17 protein-coding genes, 1 tRNA gene and 1 other RNA gene are annotated in these 23,317 nt (G+C 69.1%); 3 read left to right on the top strand and 16 right to left on the bottom strand.

The genetic code is table 11. The features are described from left to right. Positions 1-2 precede the first annotated feature (2 nt). From mraY to AB8P05_RS05100, 13 genes are all read right to left on the bottom strand, one after another. Positions 3-1,088, bottom strand: a complete 1,086-nt coding sequence (gene mraY / locus AB8P05_RS05160; RefSeq protein ID WP_472759064.1) for a phospho-N-acetylmuramoyl-pentapeptide-transferase — start codon at positions 1,086-1,088, stop codon at positions 3-5. Between the two features lie 9 nt (positions 1,089-1,097). Next, positions 1,098-2,606: a UDP-N-acetylmuramoylalanyl-D-glutamyl-2,6-diaminopimelate--D-alanyl-D-alanine ligase gene (locus tag AB8P05_RS05155; RefSeq protein WP_472759063.1), complete on the bottom strand. Its 1,509-nt coding sequence runs from the start codon at positions 2,604-2,606 to the stop codon at positions 1,098-1,100. Then, positions 2,603-4,078 (bottom strand): UDP-N-acetylmuramoyl-L-alanyl-D-glutamate--2,6-diaminopimelate ligase, encoded by a 1,476-nt coding sequence (locus AB8P05_RS05150; RefSeq protein ID WP_472759062.1) that lies wholly within the window; start codon positions 4,076-4,078, stop codon positions 2,603-2,605. Before AB8P05_RS05150 ends, AB8P05_RS05155 begins: the two co-directional genes overlap by 4 nt. Then, on the bottom strand, positions 4,044-5,939 hold the full coding sequence (locus AB8P05_RS05145; RefSeq protein ID WP_472759061.1) for a peptidoglycan D,D-transpeptidase FtsI family protein: 1,896 nt from the start codon (positions 5,937-5,939) through the stop codon (positions 4,044-4,046). Before AB8P05_RS05145 ends, AB8P05_RS05150 begins: the two co-directional genes overlap by 35 nt. Continuing rightward, a complete protein-coding gene (gene ftsL, locus AB8P05_RS05140; protein WP_472759060.1) occupies positions 5,936-6,721 on the bottom strand; it encodes a cell division protein FtsL in 786 nt (261 codons plus the stop codon). Before ftsL ends, AB8P05_RS05145 begins: the two co-directional genes overlap by 4 nt. Beyond that, positions 6,718-7,692, bottom strand: coding sequence for a 16S rRNA (cytosine(1402)-N(4))-methyltransferase RsmH (rsmH, locus tag AB8P05_RS05135; protein ID WP_472759059.1), 975 nt, complete (start codon positions 7,690-7,692; stop codon positions 6,718-6,720). The genes ftsL and rsmH overlap by 4 nt, the downstream gene beginning before the upstream one ends. Beyond that, on the bottom strand, positions 7,692-8,138 hold the full coding sequence (locus tag AB8P05_RS05130) for a division/cell wall cluster transcriptional repressor MraZ (protein WP_455172193.1): 447 nt from the start codon (positions 8,136-8,138) through the stop codon (positions 7,692-7,694). Before AB8P05_RS05130 ends, rsmH begins: the two co-directional genes overlap by 1 nt. Before the next feature lie 848 nt (positions 8,139-8,986). After that, positions 8,987-9,388, bottom strand: an RNA gene (rnpB, locus tag AB8P05_RS05125) — RNase P RNA component class A. 85 nt (positions 9,389-9,473) lie between these two features. Then, a complete protein-coding gene (locus AB8P05_RS05120) occupies positions 9,474-10,166 on the bottom strand; it encodes an N-acetylmuramoyl-L-alanine amidase (RefSeq protein ID WP_472759058.1) in 693 nt (230 codons plus the stop codon). After that, the gene (locus AB8P05_RS05115; protein WP_455172191.1) at positions 10,163-11,041 is read right to left on the bottom strand and encodes a DMT family transporter; all 879 of its coding nucleotides are present in this window, start codon (positions 11,039-11,041) and stop codon (positions 10,163-10,165) included. The genes AB8P05_RS05120 and AB8P05_RS05115 overlap by 4 nt, the downstream gene beginning before the upstream one ends. Further along, positions 11,038-12,870, bottom strand: coding sequence for an ATP-binding cassette domain-containing protein (locus AB8P05_RS05110; protein WP_472759057.1), 1,833 nt, complete (start codon positions 12,868-12,870; stop codon positions 11,038-11,040). The genes AB8P05_RS05115 and AB8P05_RS05110 overlap by 4 nt, the downstream gene beginning before the upstream one ends. A gap of 123 nt (positions 12,871-12,993) precedes the next feature. After that, the gene (locus tag AB8P05_RS05105; RefSeq protein ID WP_472759056.1) at positions 12,994-14,130 is read right to left on the bottom strand and encodes a hypothetical protein; all 1,137 of its coding nucleotides are present in this window, start codon (positions 14,128-14,130) and stop codon (positions 12,994-12,996) included. A gap of 131 nt (positions 14,131-14,261) precedes the next feature. Next, positions 14,262-15,041 carry a TerB family tellurite resistance protein gene (locus AB8P05_RS05100; protein ID WP_455172188.1) on the bottom strand — a complete coding sequence of 260 codons (780 nt, stop codon included), beginning with the start codon at positions 15,039-15,041 and terminating at the stop codon, positions 14,262-14,264. Between the two features lie 292 nt (positions 15,042-15,333). Here AB8P05_RS05100 and AB8P05_RS05095 point away from each other — a divergent pair, with 292 nt between their 5' ends. Together AB8P05_RS05095 and AB8P05_RS05090 are read left to right on the top strand one after the other, a co-directional pair. Then, positions 15,334-15,915 (top strand): GNAT family N-acetyltransferase, encoded by a 582-nt coding sequence (locus AB8P05_RS05095; protein ID WP_455172187.1) that lies wholly within the window; start codon positions 15,334-15,336, stop codon positions 15,913-15,915. Positions 15,916-16,112: 197 nt separating this feature from the next. Continuing rightward, on the top strand, positions 16,113-19,781 hold the full coding sequence (locus AB8P05_RS05090) for a hydantoinase B/oxoprolinase family protein (protein ID WP_472759055.1): 3,669 nt from the start codon (positions 16,113-16,115) through the stop codon (positions 19,779-19,781). A gap of 154 nt (positions 19,782-19,935) precedes the next feature. On the opposite strand, the gene AB8P05_RS05085 is transcribed toward AB8P05_RS05090, so the two are convergent. Together AB8P05_RS05085 and AB8P05_RS05080 are read right to left on the bottom strand one after the other, a co-directional pair. Then, positions 19,936-21,357 (bottom strand): sigma-54-dependent Fis family transcriptional regulator, encoded by a 1,422-nt coding sequence (locus tag AB8P05_RS05085; RefSeq protein ID WP_472759054.1) that lies wholly within the window; start codon positions 21,355-21,357, stop codon positions 19,936-19,938. Next, positions 21,288-21,872: a GAF domain-containing protein gene (locus AB8P05_RS05080; RefSeq protein WP_472759053.1), complete on the bottom strand. Its 585-nt coding sequence runs from the start codon at positions 21,870-21,872 to the stop codon at positions 21,288-21,290. The genes AB8P05_RS05085 and AB8P05_RS05080 overlap by 70 nt, the downstream gene beginning before the upstream one ends. Before the next feature lie 256 nt (positions 21,873-22,128). Here AB8P05_RS05080 and AB8P05_RS05075 point away from each other — a divergent pair, with 256 nt between their 5' ends. Beyond that, positions 22,129-23,043 (top strand): GGDEF domain-containing protein, encoded by a 915-nt coding sequence (locus tag AB8P05_RS05075; RefSeq protein WP_472759052.1) that lies wholly within the window; start codon positions 22,129-22,131, stop codon positions 23,041-23,043. 116 nt (positions 23,044-23,159) lie between these two features. Here AB8P05_RS05075 and AB8P05_RS05070 read toward each other — a convergent pair. Next, positions 23,160-23,234 (bottom strand) — tRNA-Met (locus AB8P05_RS05070). Between the last annotated feature and the right edge of the window lie 83 nt (positions 23,235-23,317).

Raw genomic sequence — 23,317 nt, 5'->3', positions numbered from 1 at the left:
CCTCAGCGCAGCTTCAGCGTGGACAGGCCGACCAGTGCCAGGATCGAGGCGATGATCCAGAAGCGGATCACCACCGTCGGTTCGGCCCAGCCTTTCTTCTCGAAATGATGGTGCAGCGGCGCCATGCGGAACACGCGCTTGCCGGTCAGCTTGAAGGACGCGACCTGCACGATCACCGACACCGTCTCCAGCACGAACAGGCCGCCGATGATGGCCAGCACGATCTCGTGCTTGGTCACCACGCTGACGGCGCCGAGCGCGCCGCCCAGCGAGAGCGACCCGGTGTCGCCCATGAAGACCATGGCCGGCGGGGCGTTGTACCAGAGGAAGCCCAGACCGGCGCCGACCAGCGCGCCGCAGAAGACCGCCAGCTCGCCGGAACCCGGCACATGGTGGATCTGCAGGTAGTTGGCGAAGATGGCGTTGCCCGACAGGTAGGAGATCAGGCCGAAGCAGCCGGCCGCGATCATCGTCGGCACGATGGCCAGCCCGTCCAGCCCGTCGGTCAGGTTCACCGAGTTCGAGGCGCCGACCATGATGAAGGCGCCGAAGGGGATGAAGAACCAGGACAGCTGGATCAGGAAATCCTTGACGAAGGGCACCGCGACGCCGCCCGACAGCGGCGGGGCCGACACCCACATGATGAGCGTGGAGGCGACCAGCCCGATGGCGATCTCCCAGCCCAGGCGGAAGCGGCCGGACAGCCCCTTGGTGTTGCGCTTGGTCAGCTTCAGGTAATCGTCGCCGAAGCCGATCAGGCCGTAGCCGATGGTCACCAGCAGGACGATCCAGACATAGGCGTTGGTCAGGTCGCCCCACAGCAGGGTGCTGACCGTCATGGCGATCAGGATCATCAGGCCGCCCATGGTGGGCGTGCCCTTCTTCTTGAAGTGGCTTTCCGGGCCGTCGGCGCGGATGGGCTGCCCTTCGCCCTGCTTGCGCTTCAGCCAGGCGATCAGGCGCGGAAAGAACACGAAGCTGATGACCAGCGACGTGATGACGGCGCCGCCGGTGCGGAAGGTCAGGTAGCGGAACAGGTTGAACGGCGTGAAGACGTCGGCCAGTCCGAAGAGGAGGTTGTAGAGCATTTGGGTCCGTCAGCCTCGCGGGCCTTGCTGGCCTTGCGCGGCCGCCTGCGGCTGGTTGGTGGTTCGGGAGGCGGCTTTGTCCTCGCTTTCGCGTCCGCTGTCGAGTGCCGCGAGCGCATCGACGACCAGACCTGTACGACTGCCCAGGGACCCCTTGACCATGATAACGTCGCCGCCCTTCACGGCTGCGGTCACGATGGGGGCGAGGTCCGGGCTGGTCTCGGTCCAGGCGCCGCGCATGGCCTCCGGCAGGCGGTCGAACAGGGCCTTCATGTGGGGGCCGCAGGCATAGACGGTGTCGACCTGCGCGGCGCGCAGCGGCTCTGCCAGGGCGATGTGCAGCGCGTCGGCGCGGTCGCCCAGCTCGCGCATGTCGCCCAGCACCGCGATGCGGCGGCCGCCGGCACCGGGATCGATCTTGCCCAGCACCTCCAGCGTCGCCGCCATGGCGGCCGGGCTGGCGTTGTAGCTCTCGTCGATCAGGGTGAAGGCGCCCTGCGGCAGCTTGATCCGCTTGCGGGTGCCGCGGCCCTTGACCGGCTGCAGGCTGGACAGGGACCGGGCCGCGGTGGCGACGTCGGCGCCCAGCGCCTTCACCGCCAGAAGGACCGCGAGGCTGTTCATCACCCAATGCTTGCCGGGCAGCGACAGGCAGTATTGCAGCCGCTCGCCGCGGATGACCGCGGTCACCGCGCTGCAGGTGGCGTGCAGCGAGCAGTCGATCAGGCGGGCGTCGGCCTCCTCATGGGCGCCGAAGCTCCAGATGTGGGTCAGCCCCTGGCGGCGGGCGGCGGCGGCCAGCCGGGCATACTGCCCGTTGTCGCGGTTCAGCACGGCGACGCCGTTGGCATCCAGCCCCTCGAAGATCTCGGCCTTGGCGTCGGCGATGGCCTCGACGCCGGAGAAGAACTCCAGATGCGCCGCCTCGACCGTGGTGATGATGGCGACATGCGGCTTCACCTGCCGCGACAGCGGGCCGAGTTCGCCGGCATGGTTCATCCCCAGCTCGAACACGCCATAGGCGCTGGCGGCCGGCAGGCGGGCGAGCGACAGCGGCACGCCCCAATGGTTGTTCAGGCTGCCTTCGGTCGCATAGGTCGTGCCTTGCGCCGACAGGACGTGGCGCAGCGTCTCCTTGGTGCCGGTCTTGCCGACGGAGCCGGTGACGCCGACGATCCGCGCGCCGCAGCGAGCGCGCGCCGCGGCCCCCAGCGCCGCCATCGCCTCCAGCGTATCGGCCGACGCGATCAGCAGCGGCGCGTCGGCGGGCAGTCCGTCCGGAACATGGTCGACCAGCGCCGCGACGGCTCCGGCGGAGAGGGCGGCGGCGACGAAGGCGTGCCCGTCGAAATTCGGCCCGCGGATGGCGACGAACAGGTCGCCCGGCGCCACCTTGCGGCTGTCGATGGTGACGCCGGTGGCGGTCCAGGCGGCCGGGCCGGTCAGGCGCCCGCCGGTGGCGGCCGCCGCGTCCCCCGCGGTCCAGAGGACCGTCTTATCCGTCTCGTCCTGGCTCATGCTCCAACCTCCGCTACGGCTTTCCGGGCCTCGTCCGCGTCGTCGAACGGACGCACCTCGGTGCCGATCGTTTGTCCCTGCTCGTGGCCCTTGCCGGCGATGACCAGGACGTCGCCGGGCTGAAGCTGCCGCACCGCGGTGCGGATCGCCTCGGCCCGGTCGCCGATCTCCTCCAGCTTTCCGGCCAGTTCCCCGGTGGCGCCGGCCAGCACCTGCCCCCGCACGAAGGCGGGATCCTCGGTGCGCGGGTTGTCGTCGGTGACGATGGCGCGGTCGGCCAGTCTGGCTCCCAGCGCTCCCATCACCGGCCGCTTGCTGCGGTCGCGGTCGCCGCCGCAGCCGAACACCGCCACCAGATGGCGCGCGGCATGCGGCTTCAGCGCCCGCAGCACCGTTTCCAGCGCGTCGGGCGTGTGGGCGTAATCGACGTAGACCGTCGCCCCGTTGGGGTGGGTCGCGACATGCTGCAGCCGGCCCGGCACGCCTTCCAGCGAGGGAAGGGTGGCGAGCGCCCGCTCGGCGTCGCCGCCGGATCCGATGACCAGACCGAGAGCGCAGAGCACGTTCCAGGCCTGGAAGCGACCCGCCAGCGGCAGGTCCACCGTCACGTCGCGGCCGAGCACGGACAGGGAGAGGCGCTGGCCATGGGCCAGCGGCTCCACCCCGGTCACCCGAAGCTCGGTTCCGGCCAGACCATAGGACAGGACCCGGTGTCCACGGTGGTTACAAATGGTGGCAAAATGTTGAAATTCCGGAGAGTCGGCGTTCAGTACCGCGACGCCGCCCGGCGGCAGGACCCGGTCGAACAGCATCGCCTTGGCGTCGCGGTACGCCTCCATCGTGCCGTGATAGTCCAGATGGTCCAGCGTCAGGTTGGTGAAGCCGGCGGCCTTGATCGTCACGCCGTCGAGCCGGAACTGCTCCAGCCCGTGGCTCGACGCCTCCATCGCCAGATGGCCGATGCCGGCGCCGGCCGCGGCGGCGAGATCGCGGTGGAGCGACACCGGGTCGGGCGTCGTCATCCCGCCATAGCCGTGCAGACCGGGGCCGAGCAGTCCCAGTGTGCCCAGGCTGGCGGCGGGCAGGCCGAGCCGCGTCCAGATCTGGGCGGTGAACTGGACGGTGGAGGTCTTGCCGTTGGTGCCGGTCACGGCGACCACCGTCTCCGGCTGGCGCCCGCCATGGAAGGCGGCGGCCATGAGCGCGAAGGCGAGGCGGGGCTGGGGATCGGTCAGCAGGATGGCGGTGGAGCCGGCGGGCAGTTCCGTGCCCTCGGGCGCCAGAACCGCGACGGCGCCCTTGGCGAGCGCGTCGGCGATGAAGGCGCGGCCGTCGGCCTTCACGCCGGGCAGGGCTGCAAAGACGAAGCCGGGCCTGACCGCACGGCTGTCGGCGGTCAGCCCGGCGATGTCGGGGTCGGCAGCGCCGAAAGTGGCGTCAGCGCGGCTTGGTCTGAGTTGGGAAAGACGCAACGGTGCTTCCCTTCGACGGGGGTGGGGCGGAGACGGGAGGCAGGGACTGCTGCCAGTTGGTGGAGCCGGCGGCGTTCAGGTAGGTGGCGTTCAGCACCTCGGGCGAGCTTTCGTCCACCGTCGGCACGTTCAGCAGCGGACCGATCTGCTTGACGATGCGGCCGGCCGCCGGGGCGGCGACCCAGCCGCCGGTGGCGAAGCCGTAGGTCTTGGCCGTCGCCTTGGGCTCGTCGACCAGCACATAGACGACATAGCGCGGGTCATGCATGGGGAAGGCGCCCAGGAACGACGACATGCGCGAGTTCTTCTGGTAATGCCGACCCTTCTGCTTGTCGGCGGTGCCGGTCTTGCCGCCGACGACATAGCCTTTTACATCGGCCGACTTGCCGGTTCCTTCGGTGACGACGAAGCGGAACATGCGCCGCATCATGTCGGAGGTCTGGCGCGACACCACCTGTTCGGTCGGGATGTCGCCGTCCGGGTTGCGCTTCAGCAGGGTCGGCTTGTGGAAGAAGCCGCCGTTGATGACGGACGCGGCGGCGGCCACCGTGTGCATCGGGCTGACCGAAATGCCGTGGCCGAAGGAGATGGTGTAGCTGTTCACCTCGCGCCACGGGTTGGGCACCAGCGGCCAGCCGCTTTCCGGCAGCTCCAGACCGGTGGGCTTGGTGAAGCCCATCTTGGTCATGAAGGCCTTCTGCGCCGCGATGCCCACCTGCTGCACCATGCGCACGGAACCGAGGTTGGAGGAGTGCTGGAACACTTCCGCCACCGTCAGGGCGCGATGCAGGCTGTGGTAGTCGTTGATGGTGAACCGGCCGACCTTGATCGGATTCTTCGCGTCGAACATGTCCGACGGGCGGATCCTGCCGGTGTCGAACGCCAGCGCCGTGTTGAAGATCTTGAAGGTGGAGCCCATCTCGTACACGCCGAGCGTCGCCCGGTTGAACAGTGTGTCGGGGTTGAGGCCGGTCGGGTCCTGCGGGTCGAAGTCGGGAAGCGAGACCATCGCCAGGACTTCGCCGGTGCGCACGTCGAAGACGATGCCGGCGGCGCCGATGGCGCTGAACTCCTGCACCGTCGCGGTCAGTTCCTTCTTCAGGACATGCTGCAACCGCAGGTCTAGGGACAGCTGCAGCGGCGTGCCGGGATCCTCGGTCAGGCGCTTGTTGAAGCCCTGCTCCATGCCGGCGAGGCCGTTGTTGTCGATGCCGGTGAAGCCGACCACATGCGAGGTCAGGGGTCCGGCCGGGTAGAAGCGCCGCTCCTCCCGCTCGAAGGCGATGCCGGGGATGCCCAGGCGGTGGACGGCGGCCTGCTGCTTCGGCGTCAGGTTGCGCTTCAGCCAGACGAAGCGGCGGTCGCCGCTCAGCTTGCCCACCAGATCCTTGTAGTCCAGCTCCGGCAGGACGCTGACCAGCTTCTGCGCGGCCTCTTCCGGGCGCGAGACCAGCTTGGGGTCGGCGAAGAGCGACTGGGTGACCAGCGAGGTCGCCAGCAGGTTGCCGTTGCGGTCGATGATGTCGGCGCGGTTGGTGGTGGTGTTGTCCACCTCCAGCGCCACATGCTGGCGCGGCTCGCCGCCGCCGGCGACCAGCGTCGCCATCGCCAGCTTGATGCTGATCGCGGTGAAGACCGTCGTGACCACGGCAGCCGTCACCAGCAGGCGGTAACGGCTCTGTTCCAGCGCGACGGCCAGCGAGGTCCGCGGTCTGGCGGACGGCTGCTGGGGCGGCTGCTGGTAGGGCGAGGGCGCCGGGGGCGGAACATAGGTGCTGCCGGGGCTTCCGGGCACCCCGCCGCCTGATCCGCCGCCGGGCTGGCCGTAGCCGGCCGGACCGCCGTGGTCGTAACCGCTCATCGATTGACCCCCAGGCGCGCGACGAGCAGGCCCAGGCTGTCGGTCGGCTTGGGCTGGTAGGGCTGCTCGGCCGCCGCTGGCTTGGGAGCGGCTGCCGGCGGCGCCGGCCGGGTCGCCACCTCGGTCGTCCGGTTGGGCGCGGTCGGGGCGTTCGGAGCCAGCTTGCCGGCGGCGCGGTCGGGCGAGGCCTTTTCAGGGGCCTTCTCCGCCGGCGCGCGGGCAGCGCCCGGCACCAGAGCCGACGGCTTGACGCGCGAGGCCGGATCGGCAAGGCGGGCGCCCGACGGCAGGGAGGCGGGCACGACGACCGCCGCGCGTTCCAGCGCCTTGTCCATCGGCAGCGGCTTCGCGGCGGCCGGAACGATTCCGGCGGCGGCCGTGTTGTTGGGGACGGCAGGAACGCGGGCGGAGGCGACCTGCGAGGAGCCGGTGCCGGGCGCGCGGACCATCGGCGGCAGCGGAGCGGCACCGGGCAGGGCAGGGGCCGGCGGCGGAACGGCGTCGGCCGGGCGCATCGGGATCAGGTCCATCGCCATGTGCTGGCGCGGCTCGGTCGGCTGCAGCGCCAGATAGGCTTGCGCCATCTGCTCCAGCTTCGTCGGGTCGTTCAGGTAGCTCCATTCGGCCTTCAGGACCTGGATGGACTCCTGCTCATGGATGATCTTGCGGTTCAGCCCGGCGAGCTTTTCCTCCAGATCCTGGACGTCGTAGCTGGTCTGGAACAGCACGCCACCGGCGGCCGCGATCAGGCCACCCCAGAACAGCCAGGTCTTGCCTTTCATGCTGCCTCCTTGCCGGGCGCCGGAAACGCGGGCGCCTCGGTACGTTCAGCCGCGCGCAGCCGGGCGGACCGGGCGCGGGGGTTGTTGCGGGCTTCGGCCTCGCTCGGGTCCACGGGTTTCCGGGAGAGCAGGCGGAAGGATGGGTGATGCGCCGCGACCGCGGTCACGGGCGTATGGCGGGAAGGGGAGGGCGGCGGCGAGGAGCGTTCCCGCAGGAACGCCTTGACCTCGCGGTCCTCCAGCGAATGGAAGGAGACGACGGCCAGACGCCCGCCGGGCGCCAGCAGCGACTCGGCGGCGGACAGGCCGCGCCGCAGTTCGCCCAGCTCGTCGTTCACATGGATGCGCAGCGCCTGGAAGCTGCGGGTGGCCGGGTCGATCCCGTCGCCCTTCCCCTTCGGCACCACGGAACGGATGATCTCGGCCAGCCGCGCCGTACGCTCGATCGGCGCCTCGCGGCGGGCGGCGACGATGGCGCGGGCGACGCGGCGCGCCATCCGCTCCTCGCCCAGGTGATAGATGATGTCGGCCAGCTCCGCCTCGTCGGCGGTGTTGACCACGTCGGCGGCGGTCGGCCCATCCCGTCCCATCCGCATGTCGAGCGGACCGTCGAAGCGGAAGGAGAATCCGCGCTCCGGCTCGTCGATCTGGGGCGAGGAGACGCCGACGTCGAGCGCCACGCCGTCGACCTTGTCCACGCCATGGTCGGCCAGCAGCCGGTCCATATCGCCGAAACGGCCTTCGATCACCTCCAGCCGGCCCGGAAACTCCTGGGCCAGCACACGGCCGCGCTCGATCGCGGCGGGGTCGCGGTCGATGCCGATGACGCGGCAGGAGGCTGACCGCAGCAGGGCGCGGCTGTAGCCGCCGGCGCCGAAGGTGCCGTCGACGTAGAGGCCGCCGTCGCGAGGGGCGAGTGCGGCGATCACCTCGTCCAGCAGGACGGGGATATGGATGGGGGTGTCGGTCATCAGGCGCCCTCCCCGCTCCGGCCGGCGGCGCCGCGGGAGGCCTTGGCGACGATCTGGCTGAGGGAGATGTCCTTGCGCACGACCTGCTCGCGCAGGGCGGCCTCGTGGGCCTTCAGGGCGTCGGGTTCCCAGATCTGGAAGGTCTTGCGGCGGCCGATGAAGGCGGCCTCCTCGGTGATGCCGGCGAATTCCGCCAGCTCCTTGGGCAGGACGATGCGGCCTTCGGCGTCGGAGGAGACGGGGATCAGCTTTCCGAAGATGAAGGTCTCGATCATGTCGCGCTCGTCGGCATCGAGGTCGGGGGATTCGAGGCTTTCGGAGAGTACGTCGAGATAGTCCTGGTCGGCGCCTTCCAGCGCCTGGTGGTTCAGCGAGGGCCAGAGATAGACGGTGTTGGGAGCCGACGTTTTGGCAAGCGACTGCCTGAACTGTGCCGGGATGGACACACGCCCTTTCCTGTCAACCTTGTTGACGTATGTGGACAGGAAAACGGCCATAGGCCCGGCGATCCCCCCTGCTATCCCCCGTGCGCGGTCGGGTGCTCCGCGCTAGCCCCGCTTGGCCCATTCAGCTCCCGCCCCCGGTGTTAACCAGAATGGGTAGAAGCCCCCTTAAATGGGCATTCTTGGGATAGCATGGGACGGCATGGGCGTCAACGGCCCCCGAGTATTCAGACGGGGGTGTCAAGACTTTCGGGTCAGGCTGTGGCATCTGCGCAAGTTGGTGTACGAATTCTCAGAATCTTCGCAGTATTCCGCTGGACTCCGCCGATGTGGATAAAGTTATCCACACAGGTTCCTTGAATGTTCCAAAATTTTAAGAAAATGTGACTGATCCATGGTTTGTTACACCGCCGAATCGACCCCCTCCGACGGCATAGAACCTTGGGTGGGAAAGGGCGGTCCGGCATGGGACGGCATGGGAAATCGCCCCACAGTTATCCACCGGCTGTGGATTAGTCTGGGGAAAATGTGGATGGGGCCGTGCACATCCTGGGGATGGCCGTGGGAAAGCCCGGCGGACCGCGAGATGCGGGGGAGGGGTGGTCGCATCCGCCCTGTGGATGAAGCCGTCATCCGCCCATGCCGTCCCATGCCGCCCCGCCCAAAGGGGCGGGGCGGGGGCAAATGGGTGCCACCATGGGGCGGCATGGGATAACCGCCGCCTGGAGGGCGCCATGGGACTATCGCCGCCGGAAGGCGGCATGGGACCATTGCCGCCGGAAGGCGACATGGGATCATGCGCCCCGGCCGGCTGCCCGAACTGGGAGGGACTGGGCAAATGAGATGGGAAAAGCGCCAGATGGCCTGTAAGCCGGGTTCTGTATCCCGCCCCGAAGGGCAGGCGATGGCCATTCGTCTGGGACGCCGGTTGCCCGGACGCCTCGCGCGACCAACCCGAGCGGCGGCGCGGAAACGCGCTTGACCCACGCCCGTCCCGTTGCGGGGACGGTGGTCGGGCCGCTCCTATTCGGTCTTGCTCCCGGTGGGGTTTACCGTGCCGTCCCCGTTGCCGGGTCCGCGGTGCGCTCTTACCGCACCCTTTCACCCTTACCTGCGTCGAAACGCCGGCGGTTTGCTTTCTGTGGCACTTTCCCTAGGGTCGCCCCCGCCGGTCGTTAACCGGCACCGTGTTTCCGTGGAGCCCGGACTTTCCTCCCCCGGCCGAAACCGAAGGCGGCCATCCGGCCATCTGGCGCGGTCGTTCATATAGGGAAGCGGCCGGGGGGCAAATCCCAAATCACGCAGCGGTTCGATCGATCGGAAGAACCGCGCGTGCCATCACCGTCCCGTCAGCCGCAGCAGCGCGCGCAGGCGCCGCACCGTTTCGGGATCGGCGGTGCCGGTCAGGCGGCCGGGATGGAAATGGCGCTGGAAGGCGAGCAGCGCCCGCGGTTCGGCCGGGTCGTACCCATAGCGTCCCAGCAACGCTGCGACCTCCGCCTCGCCGAAGGAAGCGTCGTCGGCCTGGGACAGCGTGGGCCAGAGCCCGATCCCCTGGGCGGCAAGGCCCGGCCAGTCGAACAATTCGCCCGGATCCTCCTTGCGGGCGGGCGCCACGTCGCTATGGCCCAGCACGTCGGCGGGGGCGATACCGTGGCGCTCGATGATGGCCCGGCACAGATCCGCCACCGCCGCCATCTGCACGGGCGGGAAGGGGCGATAGCCGAACTCGTGGCCGGGGTTGACGATCTCGATGCCGATGGAGCGGCTGTTGACGTCCTCCGCCCCGCGCCAGCTCGACCGGCCGGCATGCCAGGCGCGCCGGTCCTCCGGCACATGGGCGTAGACGGTGCCGTCCTCGTCCACCGTGTAATGGGCGCTGACCTGGGCTGCCGGATCGCACAGCCGGTCCAGCGCATGGGCGGCGGTCGGCATGCCGGTATAGTGCAGGATCAGTAGCTCCACCCGCGCGCCATCGGCCCGCGGGCCGTGGTTGGGGGAGGGGCGGTCGATCCGGCGGAAGGCGCTCATGTCGGATTCGTGACCGTCTCGTTGACCGCCTTCGCTCCGCGCCGGACGATCACCGCGACGCCGCCGATGGTCAGCAGCCCGCCGATGGCGAGGTTGATCGTCAGCGGATCGCCCATCAGCAGCGCGCCCGACGCGACGCCGAAGATCGGCACCGTCAGCAGGTAGGGCATGGTCTGGTTGACGGAGTAGCGGCCGAGCAGCGGATACCACAGCCCATAGGCGATGATGGTGACCGCGACCGCCATGTAGACGATCGATGCCCAGCCCACCCAGGTGGAGTTGGCGAGCGCCTCCATCTGCCCATGCTCCAGCAGCAGCGACAGGACCAGCAGCTGCGGCATGGCGAACAGCGCCATCCAGCCATTGACGGCGAAGCCGTTCACCGCGCCGATCAGCTTCATCTGCACGCTGGCCACCGCGAAGGCGAAGCTCGCCGCCAGGATCAGCAGCAGCGAATAGAGCGACTCGCCCAGCCGCGGCTCGCCCGCGATCACCGCCACCCCGGCGAAGGCGGCGGCCATGCCGATGCCGCGGCGCCAGCCCAGCTTGTCCTTGAACACAACCGCCGCCAGCAGGGAGGAGAAGGGCACCTGCGCCTGCGCCGCCAGCGAGGCGGTGGCGGCGTCGATCCCCTGCAGCCCGGTGAACATCATCGGGAAATGGATGCTGCCGAGCGTCACCGACAACAGCGCGATCTTCCACAGCTTGTCGCGCGGCATGCGGAAGAAGGGGATGATCAGCACCGCCACCAGGGCGAAGCGCAGGAACATGACGAACAGCGGCGGGAATTCCGCCAGCGCCCATTTCGCCACGACGAAGTTCAGCCCCCACAGCGCCATCACCGCCAGCGCCTGGAGCGTGTGGGCGAAACTCATGCCCGGCCGCCTTCCAGCTCCTCGCGCATCGCCTCCAGCTCCAGCCAACGCTCCTCCGCCGTTGCGAGATCGGCCTGTTTGGCGTGCAGCTGCTCGCTGGTCTTCTGGAATTTGGCAGGATCGCGGGTGAACAGGTCGGGGTCGGCCAGCGCCTTCTCCAGCTTGGCGATCTCGGTCCCGAGCCCGTCCATGCGGGCCGGCAGCTCGTCCAGTTCGCGCTGGTCCTTGTAGCTCAGCTTGCCGCGCGGCTTGGCCGCGGCGGCAGGCGCCTGGACGGCGGGCTTCGGCTTGGTCGCGGCGACGACAGGGGCCGCCTTGGCCGGGCGCTGCACCAGATAGTCGGAATAGCCGCCGGCATATTCGGTGGCGGTGCCGTCACCCTCCAGCGCGATGGTGGCGGTCACCAGCCGGTCGAGGAAGTCGCGGTCGTGGCTGACCAGCAGCAGCGTGCCCTGATAGTCGCCCAGCACGTCCTCCAGCAGGTCCAGCGTGTCCATGTCGAGGTCGTTGGTCGGCTCGTCGAGGATCATCATGTTGCTGGGCTTGGCGAACAGCCGGGCCAGCAGCAGCCGGTTGCGCTCGCCGCCCGACAGCGCCTTGACCGGGCTGTCCAGCTGCCGGGTGTCGAACAGGAAGTCCTTGATGTAGCCGGCGACATGGCGCGACACGCCGTTGACCATCACGGCGTCGCCGCCGAAGGGGCACAGCACCTTGCGGATGGTGTCCTCCGGGTCCAGCCCCTCGCGCCGCTGGTCGAAATAGGCGGTGTCCAGGTTGGTCCCCAGCTTCACCGTGCCCTCGTCGGGGTCCAGCTGGCCGGTCAGCATCTTCAGCAGGGTGGACTTGCCGGCGCCGTTCGGCCCGATCAGACCCACCCGGTCGCCGCGCAGGATGCGGGTGGAGAAGTTCTTGACGATGGTCTTGCGCCCCTCGGGCGTGTCGAAGCCCTTGGAGATGCCGGTCGCCTCGATCACCAGCCGGCCGCCGCGTTCGGCTTCCGCGATGGCGAGCTTCGCCTGCTGGCCGCCCTTGATCTGCTCCGCGCGCCCGGCGCGCAGGTCCAGCAGGTTGCGGACGCGCCCCATGTTGCGGGTGCGCCGGGCGGAAATGCCCTCGCGCAGCCACTTCATCTCGCTTTCGATCTTGCGGTCCAGCTTGTGGGCCGCGGCCTCCTCCGCCTCGAACACTTCGGCCTGCCAAGTCTCGAACTCGGCGAAGCCGCGGTCGGTGGCCCGCACCGTGCCGCGGTCGAGCCACAGCGTCCGCTTGGCCAGCCGGTTCAGGAAGGCGCGGTCGTGGCTGATCAGCAGCAGGCCGCCGCGGAAGGACAGCAGCTCCTCCTCCAGCCACTCGATGGTGGGGAGGTCGAGGTGGTTGGTCGGCTCGTCCAGCAGCATGACGTCGGGATTGCCGACCAGCGTGCGGGCCAGCGCCGTGCGGCGCGACTCGCCGCCCGACAGGGTGCGGGGGTCGAGCCCGCCGTCCACCTGCAGCTTGTCCAGCACGGCGTCGACCCGGTGCGCCTCGTCCTGCTCATCGGCAGGCAGGCCCTGCACGACATAATCGTGGACGGTGGCGCAGCCGGCGAAGTCCGGTTCCTGCGGCAGATAGGCGATCCGGGCGCCCGGCTGGACAAAGACGGTGCCGCCGTCGGGGTGGATCATCCCGGCCAGCACCTTCATCAGTGTCGACTTGCCCGACCCGTTGCGGCCGACCAGACAGGCGCGGTCGCCGCGGGCGATGGACAGGTCGATGCCGTCGAACAGCGGACGGCCGCCGAAGGTGACGGAGACGCCCTGGAGCGCCGTGATGGGTGCGGGAGGAGCCATGGACCGTTCGTGCGCCGGAAAATCGAGGGAAGGGGATGGGTTATAGCGCGCCGTCCCCCTTCACCGCGACCCGGAAAAACGGTTGGGCGGGTTGCGTCCGGCGGAGCCGGGCGTCCCCCGTCCTCAGCCCGCCGCCGGAATCGGACCCGTCGGCGTCGCCACCTGCTGCTCCTGCATCTTGAAGCCGAAATAGGTGCCGTTGCTGATGCCGGTCAGCGCCAGCAGGTTGGCCGACAGCTCCGGCATGCCCAGCGTGCGGGTGACCTCGTAGAGGAAGGTGATGCCCAGCACCATGGTCCAGGCCAGCAGCTGCAGCCGGTGGATGTTGTAGCCCGCGGCGTCGCTCAGTAGGTCGGGCAGCAGCCCCTGCGTCGGCGGATAGACCTCGTTCAGGCTGGCGGCCATCGTCGCCTGGTCGGACGGATTGGCGGCCGCGGCGGCGCGGTAGGCGGCGGCATGCTGCTGGCGCCGGGTCTCGTCGTCGCCCGGCCGGCGGTCCTGGAAGGCGGCCAGCACGGAGGTGCCGCCGACGATCCCCATCAGCGCCATGGTGCCGGTGGTGACGGTGTCCATCGACCCGGTGATGGTCAGGATGGCGACGTAGGAGGAGGTGACGATCCCGCTCCACCACAGCAGCTGGAAGCGGGAGAGGCTGTAGGGCGCCCGGTAGCCGGCCGGCATCGGCACGCCCGGCACGGCGGTGATCGAGTCCATGCGGCCGAAATGGCGGAAGAAGGCGAACAGGAACAGCGCCGCCACCAGGGCGAACCAGATCGCCGCCAGCCCCAGGTCGCGGTCGCTCGCCCCCTGGATGGAGACCAGCTTCGGCGGGGTGGTCATGCCGCCGGTGGCCGGGCCGAAGGCGACCGGCAGGGTCTTGGTGGTGGCGAGGCTGAAGAAGCCGCTGAAGGCGGCCTGCCATGCAGCCCGCCGCTGGGCCGCGTCGTCGCCGTTGCCGGCGATGGAGGTGGAGGCGGTTCCCACCAGTTCGCCCTTGGCGGAGCAGCCGAAGCTGGCGCGCGCCCCCGGGATGGTCTGGCCGTTGGCGACCAGGACCAGCGCCTGCGCGTTCAGCGCCGCGGCCTGGGTCGGGCAGTCGGTGCCGGCCGGCGGAGCCCCCAGATTGAGCGTCAGCGGCTGGCCCAGCACCACCGGGCCGTCGATGGAGGCCGTCTGCGCCTGGGCGCCGCAGGGTGTGCCCGCCGCCAGCAGGCCACCCAAAGCCGCAGCGAAGATCGTCCGGATGATCATGCGTTGCATGTCGTGTCGTTCCCAATGCCGGCGGGCAACCGGTCGCCCGCCCCCCGCCGGGAACGATACGTCAGGAAACGAGATAAAGCCTAAGGTAAAGCAATTTAAAATCCAGTAATCCCGTGACGAATCCCGACATGCTAGATCAGCGCCGCTGCTCCTTCCCGTTCGCGGCGGATGCGGTCGTAGGCGGCATTGACCAGAGCCAGCTTCTGCGTCGCGACGTCCACGAACTCCTGCGGCATTCCCTGGGCGATCAGCCGGTCGGGATGATGTTCGCGCACCAGCGCCCGGTGGGCGGCCTTGATCGTTTCGGCCGCGGCATGGCGCGGCACGCCAAGCACCGCATAGGGATCGGTCTCGGTCGGGGTGCCGGCCAGATGGTGGCCGGCGACGATGCGGCGGAAATCGGCCTCGTCGAAGCCGAAGATCACGGCGACGGCGCGCAGATACTCAACCTCGGTCTCGTGCAGCTCGTCGTCGGCCTCGGCGATCATCAGCAGGCTGTCGAGCAACTCCTCCAGCACCGCGTGCTTGTTCTCGAACAGCTTGGCGATCTGGCGGGCATACTCCTCGAACCCGCGGGTGTCGCGGCGGGCAAGGTCGAAGACGCGGCCGACATTCGCCAGCTCGTCCGGCGGGACGCGGAACAGCCGCTTGAAGGTATCGACCTCCACGCGCTTCACCACGCCGTCGGCCCGCGCCATCTTCGCCGCCAGGGCGATCACGCCGATGGTGAAGGCGACGGTCTGCTTCGCTTCCTCCGCCTCGGCTTCGGTCATGGGCTTGCGCTGGTCGCCCGCGCCGCAGGGTGACCACAGGTCGGCCGCCTGCCCGGCAAGGCTGCCCAGAAGGCTGGCCAGTGGCCCACCGCTGAACAGGCTGGCCGCGCTGCCCAGGATTCTGCCCCAAATGCTCATGCTTCGCCTTCCGCGTTCCGCTCGCCGGTCATCCCGTCGGCCGGCAGCATAGCGACCGTATGGTTATTGTCCAACTGTGGCGCAGCTGCAACAGGCCAGCATTGTTCGCATTGCGAATTTCTAATAAGCGCTTGCGAATCCCGCCCGAGGCGCCATGTTGCACTGCAATAAATGGCGCCGCAGAGAGCGCCGGTTTCGATAAGAACGGCTGCCGCCGCTTGCGGTGCCGGGTTCTGGGGAAAAACGTTCTGCGCGAATGCGTTTTCGGATTTCGAGAACCGTGAGCAGAGCCATGCCTGTCATCCGCAAGATCATGCCGACCGAACTGCCGCAGTACCGGGCGCATCTCCTCCGCCTGGACCGCGCCGACCGCTATGCCCGCTTCACCGGCACGTTGTCGGACGAGGCGGTGGAGCGGCATTGCGCGGCCATCGACTGGGGCCGGACGGTCCTGCTGGGCGCCTTCGAGGACGGTGTCCTGCGCGCCGCGGTGGAGCTGTGCGGCGACCGCATCCTCTGGCCCGATCAGGCGGAAATCGGCATCAGCGTCGAATCGGGTCTGCAAGGCAAGGGGATCGGCAGCACGCTGGTCCGCCGCATCCTGACCGTCGCCCGCAACCGCGGCATCCGCCACGTCCACATGATGTGCCTGGCGGAGAATGTGCGCATGCGTGCCCTGGCCCGCCGGTTCCGCGGCCGGCTGGCGCTGGACGGCGGCGAGGTCGCCGCCCTGTTCGAGTTGCCGCCGCCCAACCAGTTCTCCCTCGCCCTGGAAGCGCTGGAGGACGGCAGCGGCGCCTTCAACAGCATCCTGTCCGGCAACGCCATCCTGGCCCGCCTGCCCGGCACCACGCCGGAGCGGCTCGCCGCCTGATCGGATAGCGGCCTACCGTCTGATGGGCGGGCCGGTTCATCGGTGATCCTGTGTTCTTTCCGCCGCGGCCGTCTGTCTTGATGGCTGTCCTGACGGGCGAGGGACACGGTGGCGGTTGAAATTCGCTGCCGGATCGCGAAACTCCGGCCCACGCGCGGTGCGGTTGCCGCGCATGGACTCCGGCGGGTGCGACGACGATGGCTGAGAATGAAGGCGCGGCGATGGGCGGAACGGCGGAGGCCAAGCCCGCCCGGTGGCAATTCTGGGTCGACCGCGGCGGCACCTTCACCGACATCGTTGGCCGCCGGCCGGACGGATCGGTCGTCACCCATAAGCTGCTGTCGGAGAATCCGGAGCGCTATGCCGACGCCGCCGTCCAAGGCATCCGCGAGTTGCTGGGCCTGAAGCCCGGCCAGCCGATCCCGCAGGATACGGTGGAGGTGGTCAAGATGGGCACCACCGTCGCCACCAACGCCCTGCTGGAACGCAAGGGCGAGCCGACCGTCCTGCTCATCACCGAAGGGCTGGGCGACCAGCTGCGCATCGGCCATCAGGCCCGCCCGAAGATCTTCGCCCGCCACATCCACCTGCCCGACCAGCTCTATTCCCATGTGGTCGAGGTGCCGGAACGGGTGATGGCCGACGGCCGGGTGCTGAAGCCGGTCGACCTGCACGCCGTCCGCCGCGGCCTGGAGGAGGCCTACCGCCAGGGCTTCCGCGCCGCCGCCATCGTGCTGATGCACGGCTACCGCTATCCGGAGCATGAGCGGCAGGTCGCCTCGCTTGCCCGCGCGGTCGGCTTCACCCAGGTCTCGGTCAGCCATCTGGTCAGCCCGCTGATGAAGCTGGTCGGCCGCGGCGACACCACGGTGGCCGACGCCTATCTCTCCCCCGTGCTGCGCCGCTATGTCGACCGGGTCGCCAACGACCTCAGCGTCGACGGCACGCCGGTGCCGCTGATGTTCATGCAGTCGAACGGCGGCCTGACCGACGCCCGGCGCTTCCAGGGCAAGGACGCCATTCTGTCCGGTCCGGCCGGCGGCGTGGTGGGTGCGGTGCGCACCGCCGGCATGGCCGGCTTCGACCGGGTCATCGGCTTCGACATGGGCGGCACCTCCACCGACGTGTCGCACTATGCCGGCGAGTATGAGCGCGCCTTCGACGCGGTGGTGGCCGGCGTGCGGGTGCGCGCGCCGATGATGCACATTCACACCGTGGCAGCCGGCGGCGGCTCGCTCTGCGTCTTCGACGGCACCCGCTTCCGCGTCGGGCCCGACAGCGCCGGCGCCAATCCGGGCCCGGCCTGCTACCGCCGCGGCGGGCCGCTGACCGTCACCGACTGCAACGTGATGGTCGGCAAGATCCAGCCGCGCTTCTTCCCGCATGTCTTCGGCCCGAACGGCGACCAGCCGCTGGATGCCGAGGTGGTGAAGGCCCGCTTCACCGAACTGGCCGCCACCGTCAACGAGAAGCTCGGCACGACGATGACCCCGCAGGAGGTCGCCGAGGGCTTCCTGCGCATCGCCGTCGACAACATGGCGAACGCCATCAAGAAGATTTCCGTCGAGCGCGGCTATGACGTCACCGGCTACACGCTGAATGGCTTCGGCGGGGCGGCGGGCCAGCATGTCTGCGCTGTCGCCGACGCTCTCGGCATGACGCGGGTGTTCCTGCACCCGCAGGCCGGCGTGCTGTCCGCCTACGGCATCGGTCTGGCCGACACCGTCGCCATCCGCGAGCGCGCGGTGGAAGGTCCGCTGAGCGACGCCGTGGTCGACCGGCTGACCATGCTGTTCACCGACCTGGAGACCGAGGGGCGGGCGGAACTGGCCCGCCAGGGCGTCGCCGCCGACCGGCAGGCGATCAACCGCCGCGTCCATCTGAAGGCCGCCGGTTCCGACACCACGCTGACGGTGGCCTTCGGATCGAAGGTCGCGATGACCAAGTCCTTCGAGGAGGCGCACCGCCGCCGCTACGGCTTCCTCACCCCCGGCACCGCGCTGGAGGTGGAATCCGTGACGCTGGAGGCGGTCGGCCTGACCGACGTGCTTGAGGATCCGGAGCTTCCCGCCACCACCGCGGTCCTGCCGCGCCGGCTCGCCACCGTTGCCATCCATAGCGGCGGCCAGCGCCGCGAGGCGCCGCTCTACGACCGCCGGCAGCTCCAGCCCGGCAACCGCGTCGTCGGCCCGGCGATTCTGGCCGAAGCGGTCTCCACAACCGTGGTCGAGCCAGGCTGGATGGCGGAGGTCACCCGCAAGAACCATCTGGTTCTGACCCGGTTGGAACCGGCGACCCAGCGTCAGGCCGCCGGCATCAAGGGCGGGGCGAAGGTCGATCCGGTGATGCTGGAGGTCTTCAACAACCTGTTCATGTCCATCGCCGAACGGATGGGCGTGACGCTCGAGAAGACCGCACGCTCGGTGAACATCAAGGAGCGGCTGGATTTCTCCTGTGCCCTGTTCGACCGCGACGGCGGGCTGATCGCCAACGCTCCCCACATGCCGGTCCATCTGGGATCGATGGGCGAGAGCGTGCGCGCCGTCATCCAGCGCCGCGACGGCAAGTTCACCGCGGGCGAGAGCTTCGCGCTGAACGACCCCTACCATGGCGGCACCCACCTGCCGGACATCACCGTCGTCTCCCCGGTGTTCGACGAGGCGGGCAAGGAGCTGCTGTTCTTCGTCGCCTCACGCGGGCATCACGCCGACGTCGGCGGCATCACCCCCGGCTCCATGCCGCCGGATAGCAAGACCATCGCCGACGAAGGCGTGCTGATGGACTGCGTGCCGCTGGTCGAGGACGGCCGGTTCCGGGAGGAGGCCCTGGTGGAGCTTCTGCGCTCCGGCCCGCACCCGGCGCGCAACCCGGCGCAGAACATCGGCGACCTCAAGGCGCAGGTCGCCGCCAACGAGCAGGGTACCCGCGAACTGCACCGCGTCGTCCGCCTGCACGGCCTGTCCACCGTCATCGCCTATATGCGCCACGTCCAGGACAATGCGGAGGAGCAGGTCCGCCGCGCCATCGGCGTGCTGAGCGACGGCGATTTCGCGGTGACGCTGGACAATGGGGCGGTCATCAAGCTGCGGGTTTCCATCGACCATGCCGCGCGCTCGGCCATCGTCGATTTCTCCGGGACCAGCACGCAGCTGACCAACAACTTCAACGCTCCTTCGGCGGTCTGCCGGGCAGCGGTGCTCTATGTCTTCCGCTGTCTGGTGGATGACGAGATCCCGATGAACGAGGGCTGCCTGCGTCCCATCGAGATCGTCATCCCGCCGGGCTCCATGCTGTCGCCCAATTCGCCCGCCGCGGTGGTGGCCGGCAATGTGGAGACCAGCCAGTGCATCGTCGATGCGCTGTTCGGCGCGCTGGGGGTGATGGCCTCGGCCCAGGGCACCATGAACAACACCACCTTCGGCAACGAGCGGCACCAGTATTACGAGACGGTCTGCGGCGGGTCGGGCGCCGGCAACGGCTTCGACGGCACCGACGCGGTTCAGACCCACATGACCAACTCCCGCCTGACCGATCCGGAGGTTCTGGAATGGCGCTTCCCGGTGCTGGTGGAGGGCTTCCGCATCCGCCGCGGCTCCGGCGGGGCAGGGCGCTGGCGCGGCGGCGACGGTGTGATCCGCCGCCTGCGCTTCCTGGAGCCGATGACCGCCGCCATCCTCGCCAACCACCGCAAGATCGCCCCCTTCGGCCTGAAGGGCGGCGCCGACGGCGCGCTCGGCCGCACCTGGGTCCAGCGCACGGACGGCAGCGTGCAGGAACTGGCCTCCCAGGACAGCACGGCGATGCAGCCCGGCGACGCCCTGGTGGTAGAGACGCCGGGCGGCGGCGGGTTCGGTGGGGTGGGGTGAGGAAAGGCTTCGGGGGCGTGATGCGCCCCTCCCTAACCCTCCCCGCTATCGCGGGATAGGGGACTGCCGCCGTCCTTTGCTGAAACTCTACAAGCGTCCAACCCCCTCTCCCGCGAAGCGGGGAGGGATGGGGAGGGGGCAACCGCTACCGCACTCACTCCGCCCTATGCGGCGCCACGATGCCGAAGCGGTGCATCTGCCGGTGGACGGTCGACCGGTCGACCCCCAGCGCCCGCGCCGTCGCCGACACGTTCCAATGGTGCCGCCGCAGCGTCTCGCGCAGCCGGGAGGCGGGGTCCTCCTCCTCCTCTGCCGCGACCGTCTCCGCGGCTTCCGCCGGCCAGGCCTGGAACAGGCCGCTGTGCTGCACCGGCTCCGGAATGTCGGCGAGGTCGATCAGCCCGCCGTCGCTGACCGCGCAGGCATAGTCCAGCGCATTGACCAGCTCCCGCACATTGCCCGGCCAACCATGGCCGCGCAGGGCTGCCAGCGCCGCCGGGGTGAGGCGATAGGCGACGCCGTCGCGCTCGGCCCGCTCGGCCAGCAGCCGTTCGATCAGCCAGTCCAGGTCGCCGCGCTGGCGCAGCGGCGGCACGGTGAACACCGCGCCGTTGAGACGAAAGTACAAGTCGTCGCGGAACTTGCCGGCTTTGACCAACTCCACCAGATCGCGGTGGGTGGCGCCGATGACGCGGACGTCCACCGACACCGCCCTGGTCCGGCCGATCGGCGTCACCTCCCGCTCCGCCAGCACGCGCAGAAGGCGGGTCTGCGACGACAGCGGCATGTCGCCGATCTCGTCCAGGAACAGGGTGCCGCCGTCGGCCTCCAGGATCAGCCCCTTCTTGCCGCGGGCCGTCGCCCCGGTGAAGGATCCGGGCTCGTAGCCGAACAGTTCGCTCTCGATCAGGTTTTCCGGCAAGGCGGCGCAGTTGACGGCGACGAAGGGCTTGTTTCGGCGGACGCTGGACTTATGCAGCGCCTTGGCTAGATGCTCCTTGCCCGTGCCGGTCTCGCCATGGATCAGCAGGCTCATGCGGGTGTTGACCAGCTTCGCCGCCCGCGTCAGCACCGCCTTCAGCGCCGGGTCGCCGCCGGACACCACGCGCAGCGGTTCCGGCAGCGGGTCGTTCCCCTGGTCGTGGGAATGGCTGCGGGGCAGGGACACGGCGGGCGGCGGCATCGCCTGGGCGAACAGCGGCAGGCCGGTGCGGCGCAGGCGCAGCGTGCGCTGTTCGGTCGGCAGGGCGCGGACGAAGCGGACCAGATCGTCCACCTCGCAGTCGAACAGCTCCGCGAAGGACCGGCCGAGCGGCGACACCCCGTCCTCAGCCAGCAGGTCGTGGGCCTTGTGGTTGAAGCCGACCACCCGGCCGCCGCCGTCCAGCGCCAGCACGAAGTCGGGATCGACCTCCGCGAACTCCTGCGACGCCGACAGCTTCACCACCCAGTCGCGGCGGAAGTTGTTGTAGAGGTTGGCGGTTTCGATCTTGTGGACATAGGCCTTCACCATCTGCAGCGCCAGATACTGGCTGATCTTCGGTTCCGGCGAATGCAGGGCGGAGATGTCCAGCACGGCGGCCAGCTCTCCCCGCTGTCGAACACCGGGGCGGCGGTGCAGGTCAGTGGGATGTGGGTGGTGTCGAAATGGTCGGTCTGGTGCACGGTCAGCGCCTGGGCGGTGGCGATGCAGGTGCCGACTGCGCAGGTGCCGGCATGCCCCTCGTTCCAGTCGGAGCCGAGATACAGCCCGGCCCGGCGCAGATGGTTGTCGAAGGTCGGGTCGCCGATGAAGTCCACCGTGACGCCGTTGCTGTCGGTCAGCAGCAGGACATAGCCCATGCCGGCAACCTGCCGGTACAGCGCCTCCAGCCCGAAGCGGGCCATGCGCAGGAATTCGTCCATCGCGTCGCGGTGCTCGCGCAGCCGTTCCTGCGGCAGGATGTGCGCCTCGCGCCCGATGGTGGGGTCAAGCTTGTGGTCGGCGACGCAGCGGCGCCAGGAGCTTTCGATGATCGGATCGCGGGCTGACGGCACACCGGCGGAGACACGGACGAGTTCATCGATGTGGGCCGCGCGCGCGCTGTCCATGGTCGTGCCTCCCGCAGATATCGTCCGCTTGTCCCGCGAACAAATTTAAACGAAACATTACCAACCGCTCGGGCCGCTAGGCAACATGTGCAAAAGCATCAGACGGCCGCCGGCAGCCCGGCATGGACACGCCATGCGCTATGCATGCGTATGACCTCGGCGTTTTGTTATCGTTCTGCGACATGACGTTAAGGACATTTGCACATGTCGGGCCTCATGCTCCATAAACGGGCAGGGATCGCCGGGAGCTTTCGATTTGCGGATTCTGATCGTCGACGATTCGCCGCGTCACCTGACGATGATGGTGTATGAGCTGACGAAGCTCGGCTACGCGACCAGCGTGGTCGAGACCGGCGCCGCCGCCATCGAGGCGGTGGCGAACGAGCGGTTCGACGTGGTGATGGCCGACATCCGCCTTGCCGACATGACCGGCATCGAGCTGTGCTGGCACCTGCGTACCGCCCAGGGGCTGCGCCACCTCTACCTGATCCTGATGATCCCCGGCAGCATGACCGACCAGTTCCACGAGCTGGTGGAGGCCGGTGCCGACGAGTTCCTGCGCAAGCCGCTGGACTGGAAATGGACGGCGGCGCGCCTGCTGGCCGCTTCGCGCGTGGTGGCGATGCAGCGCGACCTGGAACGGCTGGCCACCACCGACGCCCTGACCGGCGCCCTGAACCGCCGCCGCTTCATGGAGCGGGGGGGCGAGGAGTTCGGCCGCTCGCGCCGCTACGAGCGGCCGCTGTCGGTGGTGATGCTGGACATCGACCATTTCAAGCGGGTCAACGACACCCACGGCCACGCCACCGGCGACGAGGCGATCCGCAGCACGGTGCGTGCCTGCAAGGAGGCCCTGCGCACCAGTGACATCATCGGCCGCCTGGGCGGTGAGGAATTCGCCGTGGTGATGCCCGAAACCCCGCCGGTCAACGCCTACGCCGTCGCGCAGCGCCTGCGCCAGGCCGTCGCCGCCATGCCGGTGCGGCTGGAGACCGGCGGCGAGATGAGCGTGACCGTCAGCCTGGGGCTGAGCTGGCTGAACGCGACCGACGCCGGCATCGAACCCCTGCTGGCCCGCGCCGACGCCGCCCTCTACCGCGCCAAGCACGCCGGCCGCAACCGCGTGGAGGTGGAACCGCGGATTGCGCTGCCGAAGTCGATGATTGGGTAGGGGAGGCCGTCGTCGGTATTTCGATTGGCTGTGCCGCAGTCGAGGCTGCGTCACGCCGACGATGCGCAAAGAAAAACCCCCTGGTCTCCTTTCGGAAATCAGGGGGTTTTCTATGATGGTAGCAGCGGAGGGATTTGAACCCCCGACCAAGGGATTATGATTCCCCTGCTCTACCACTGAGCTACGCTGCCATCGTGTTCGCCGTTGTTGGCGTTTCCGCCGCCGTGGCTACCATCGTGTCCCGTCGTTGCCGCCGGGAGCCGCTATATAGGAT

The organism is Azospirillum sp. VT-I1, assembly GCF_055698305.1.
This window is presented reverse-complemented; position numbering and strand designations above follow the sequence as displayed.

Coding starts and splice junctions, on each gene's coding strand:
- ftsL (WP_472759060.1), bottom strand. CDS start 6,721: ATGAAAGGCAAGACCTGGCTGTTCTGGGGTGGCCTGATCGCGGCCGCC.
- rsmH (WP_472759059.1), bottom strand. CDS start 7,692: ATGACCGACACCCCCATCCATATCCCCGTCCTGCTGGACGAGGTGATC.
- AB8P05_RS05145 (WP_472759061.1), bottom strand. CDS start 5,939: ATGAGCGGTTACGACCACGGCGGTCCGGCCGGCTACGGCCAGCCCGGC.
- AB8P05_RS05110 (WP_472759057.1), bottom strand. CDS start 12,870: ATGGCTCCTCCCGCACCCATCACGGCGCTCCAGGGCGTCTCCGTCACC.
- AB8P05_RS05080 (WP_472759053.1), bottom strand. CDS start 21,872: ATGGACAGCGCGCGCGCGGCCCACATCGATGAACTCGTCCGTGTCTCC.
- AB8P05_RS05105 (WP_472759056.1), bottom strand. CDS start 14,130: ATGCAACGCATGATCATCCGGACGATCTTCGCTGCGGCTTTGGGTGGC.
- AB8P05_RS05120 (WP_472759058.1), bottom strand. CDS start 10,166: ATGAGCGCCTTCCGCCGGATCGACCGCCCCTCCCCCAACCACGGCCCG.
- AB8P05_RS05100 (WP_455172188.1), bottom strand. CDS start 15,041: ATGAGCATTTGGGGCAGAATCCTGGGCAGCGCGGCCAGCCTGTTCAGC.
- AB8P05_RS05090 (WP_472759055.1), top strand. CDS start 16,113: ATGGCTGAGAATGAAGGCGCGGCGATGGGCGGAACGGCGGAGGCCAAG.
- AB8P05_RS05095 (WP_455172187.1), top strand. CDS start 15,334: ATGCCTGTCATCCGCAAGATCATGCCGACCGAACTGCCGCAGTACCGG.
- mraY (WP_472759064.1), bottom strand. CDS start 1,088: ATGCTCTACAACCTCCTCTTCGGACTGGCCGACGTCTTCACGCCGTTC.
- AB8P05_RS05115 (WP_455172191.1), bottom strand. CDS start 11,041: ATGAGTTTCGCCCACACGCTCCAGGCGCTGGCGGTGATGGCGCTGTGG.
- AB8P05_RS05155 (WP_472759063.1), bottom strand. CDS start 2,606: ATGAGCCAGGACGAGACGGATAAGACGGTCCTCTGGACCGCGGGGGAC.